This window comes from Kitasatospora sp. NPDC001095, from assembly GCF_053598615.1.
The window spans coordinates 1-3,983 of record NZ_JBSFKQ010000118.1 but is presented as its reverse complement, the minus strand read 5'-3'; the positions used below and the strand labels follow the sequence as shown (position 1 = coordinate 3,983).

Annotated in this window: 1 protein-coding gene and 2 pseudogenes; all 3 read left to right on the top strand. The window is 70.9% G+C overall.

Features of this window, described 5'->3' with window-relative positions:
- A pseudogene (locus tag ACWDBB_RS36030) lies at positions 1-93 on the top strand (ATP-binding protein); the annotation flags it as partial.
- Positions 94-515: 422 nt separating this feature from the next.
- Positions 516-3,881 carry a sensor histidine kinase gene (locus ACWDBB_RS36025; protein ID WP_449793622.1) on the top strand — a complete coding sequence of 1,122 codons (3,366 nt, stop codon included), beginning with the start codon at positions 516-518 and terminating at the stop codon, positions 3,879-3,881.
- A 10-nt stretch (positions 3,882-3,891) separates the two neighbouring features.
- Positions 3,892-3,983 (top strand): annotated as a pseudogene (locus ACWDBB_RS36020) (roadblock/LC7 domain-containing protein); the annotation flags it as partial.

Here is a 3,983-nt window from a genome sequence, read left to right as displayed (position 1 = left end):
CCCGTCATCACCCTCGACGCCCGACGCCGCGACAGCGCCAAGAGCGCCCTCATCACCCTCGTCGAACACGCCCTCCTCGCCCGACTCCGCTGAACGAGGGCCCGCGAGCACACGGGCGCGCGAACAACCGCACAGCCCCGACGGCCCGTCCCACGACGGGCCGTCGGGGCCACGACGCTTACCGGCCGGTGTCCTCCGGGGGCTCCGCGCAAGACCCGCGCATAAGCAGCGGATAACAGTTCGGTAGGCATTTTGTGATCAACAATGACTCAGTGTGGCGAATTGGCGTCGCTCAGCGCCTGGTGACCACTGTTTTGCTCCGTCATGTCGGTGATTGTCCGGATTGTGCCGACGCGGGTGCCGGGCTGCGGCTGTTTGTCCCCCATCCCTGCACGTGCTGAAATTCCAGCTACCCCTGGGTGTCTCCTGCGCCGGTCCGTCCGGCGGCGGGACAGGGCCCCGGGGTAGCGCTGGATTGATCCATGGCCGGCATTCGGCCGAGAGGTAGTTGTCGAGTGAGGCGTAAGCAGCAACCCGCCCCGCAGCGGCGCTCCGAGCCCCGCCAGAGCGAGCCGAACGGTACCCCGGGGGATCCGGCCGGATTCTCCGCGTTCACTCCCACCGAGGAACGCGCCCAGTCCCCCGTCCCGGCCGCCGAACCCCAGGCCTCGCCCACGGCGCCCCGCGGCAGCGGATCGTCGGGCGAGGGCAGTGGCGGCGGCTCCAGCCGGTACGACTTCCTCCGCCCGCGCAACTGGCGCGTGCCGACCCGTCTGATCGCGATCCTGCTGATCCCCGTGATCATCAGTCTCGTCTTCGGCGGCCTGCGAGTGAACACCTCGGTCGACGGCTACATCAAGGCCTCCCGCGCCGAGAAGACCGCCGAGCTGGCCAAGGCGGCGACCGAACTCGCCGAGGCGCTGGAGAACGAGCGCGACAAGACGCTCATACCCCTGATCACCAAGCAGGACCCGAACAACGAGGTGACCAAGCGGCGCAACGACACCGACGCCGCGCTGAAGGCGTACAACGCCGCCTACGCCGCCTCCGACAAGTCCGGTGAGCTCCCCCGCCGCCACGAGGCCTTCCAGACCCTGGTGGTCGACCTGCCGCACCTGCGGGCCAACGCGTACAACCCGGAGCTGTTCATCAGCGCCACCGCCAACGCCTACTCGGTGATGCTCGACCCGCTGCTGGCCTTCGACAACTCGGTCGGCATGGGCTCCGCCAACGCCACCAGCAAGGGCCGCGCGATCTACGCGATGTCGCTGGCCAAGGCCGCCGCCTCGACCCAGCGCGCGCTGATGCTCAACCTGCTGGTCGGCATCTCGGCGAACGCCACCACGCGCTACGAGAACCAGAACGTCATCCAGCAGATCCTGATCTCGGAGAAGCTGGAGCAGGTCTCCATCAACGAGTTCAACACCGGCAGCGCGCCCGAGGACGCCCAGAAGTACGCGGAGGCGCAGGTCGCCCAGTTCGCCGCGCAGGAGCGCTCGGCGTACAAGATGCCCAACGGCGCGGCGCCCACCATGCAGGCCCTGCTCCAGCTCGGCGCCTCGTACAGCCAGGCCGCCGCGGAGGGCCAGCTGAAGGGCAAGGCCGCCGCCGACGCCGCGTACGCCGAGGCGAAGAACGCCGGTCTGACCCCGGACAACTGGAACCAGGCCGCCAACACCCACATCCAGGCCCTGCGGAACACCGAAGTCGCGCTGCTGGACGACGTCCTCAACGACGCCCTCGCCCTGAAGGACAACGCGCTCTACGACGCCATCCTCAACACGGTCATCGTCGTCGCGGCGCTCGTCCTGGCCGGTCTGCTCACCGGCTACGTGGCCCGCTCGATGATTCTCGGCATGCGCACCCTGCGCAACGCCGCCCTGGAGATCGCCGACCACCGCCTGCCGGACCTGGTCGAGAAGCTCTCCAAGACCGACCCCGACCGGGTCGACACCTCGGTGACCCCGATCCCGCTGCACGGCAAGGACGAGATCGGCGAGGTCGCCCGGGCGTTCGACCAGGTCCACCAGCAGGCCGTGGCGCTCGCCGCCGAGCAGGCCCTGCTGCGAGGGAACGTCAACGCGATCTTCACCAACCTGTCGCGCCGCAGCCAGAGCCTGATCCAGCGCCAGCTGGCGCTGATCACCGACCTGGAGAACAACGAGGCCGACCCGGACCAGCTGGAGAACCTCTTCAAGCTGGACCACCTGGCCACCCGTATGCGCCGCAACGGTGAGAACCTGCTCGTCCTCGCGGGCGAGGAGGCCGGCCGCCGCTGGAACACCCCGGTCCCGCTGGTCGACGTGCTCCGCGCCGCCGCGTCCGAGGTGGAGCAGTACGAGCGCGTCGAGCTCTCCGGCATCCCGGAGGTCGACGTCGTCGGCGCCGCCGTGACCGACCTCGTCCACCTGCTCGCCGAGCTGCTGGAGAACGCCACCTCGTTCTCCAGCCCGCAGACCCGGGTGCTGGTCAACGCGACCCGCCTGCCGGACGGCCGGGTGCTGGTCGAGATCCACGACAAGGGCATCGGCCTCACCGCCGAGGACTTCGCGGAGATCAACGAGAAGCTGGCCGAGCCGCCCACGGTGGACGCCACCATCTCCCGCCGCATGGGCCTGTTCGTGGTCGGCCGGCTCTCCCAGCGGCACGACGTCCGCGTCCAGCTCCGCCCGTCCGGCGAGTCCGCCGGCACCACCTCGCTGGTCATGCTCCCGCCGTTCGTCACCCAGTCCGGTGCGGCGCCGGAGCCGGACGAGCAGTTCACCGTCTCCCGGATCTTCGCCGAGCAGGAGCCGACCGCCGAGTGGGCGCCGGAAGCCCCCGCCCGCAGCGCGGCCGAGCTCGGCTTCGACGACCACCTCACCGGCATCGGCAACGCCGGCTCCAGCGGGTTCAGCCCGGCCCTGGAGTCCGTCCAGCGCTCGCAGCGCCTCGACCAGGTCCGCCGCGCGGCCCTGGACAGCGCCCCGCACGCGCCGGTGGTGGACGCCGAGGTCGAGGAGGACTACCAGCAGGGCTACGACCAGTACGCCCCGCAGGGCTACGAGCAGCAGCAGGCCCAGGCCGACGACCAGTACGGCTACGACCAGGGCGGCTACCAGCAGGACGAGTACCACCAGCAGGACGAGTACGCCCAGGACGGCTACGACCAGTACGCCCCGCAGGGCTACGGGCAGCAGCAGGGCTACGCCGACGACCGGTACGGCTACGACCAGGGCGGCTACCAGCAGGACGAGTACGCCGACCAGTACGGCCGTCCGGCCGAGGAGTCCCCGGCCGGCCACCCGTACGCCCCGGAGCCGCCCGCGCTGCCCGCCGCCGAGCCGCCGCACACCACCCTGGCGTCCGGGCTGCCGCAGCGCCGCCCCGGCGAGCAGCTGGCCGGCGGTGGCCCCGCCTCCGCTCCGGCCGGCGGCAGCCCGTCCGGCGAGAGCCCGAACTGGTTCGCCGGCGCCAAAGACACCTCGGCGCCCACGGCCCAGCGCGGCCACGACGTGTCCGCGCTCGGCGGTTACGGCCCGACCGGCCCGACCGCCAGCACCGCCTGGCAGTCGCCGAACGACGGCGACTGGCAGCGGGCCGAGCAGCTGCGTGAGCCCGCCTCCGGCGGCACGACCGGTGCCGGTCTGCCGCGGCGCGTGCCCAAGCAGAACCTGGTGCCCGGCAACGCCAAGTCCACCCCGCAGGACGGGCCGCAGGTCTCCCGCAGCCCGGAGGAGGTCCGTGGCCGCCTCACCAACCTGCGCCGCGGTGTGGAGCAGGGCCGCAGCGCCGGTAACACCGGAAGCTTCCGGATCGACCCCGATCAGGTAGACCAGTCCGGCAACGGACAGAACCCGAGCACCGATCTCTTCGGCGGCTCGAACCACCAGGAGCGTTGAGTTGACTCAGATGAGCCAGGCCGCACAGAACCTGAACTGGCTGATCACCAATTTCGTGGACAACACCCCCGGGGTGTCCCACACCGTGGTGGTCTCCGCGGA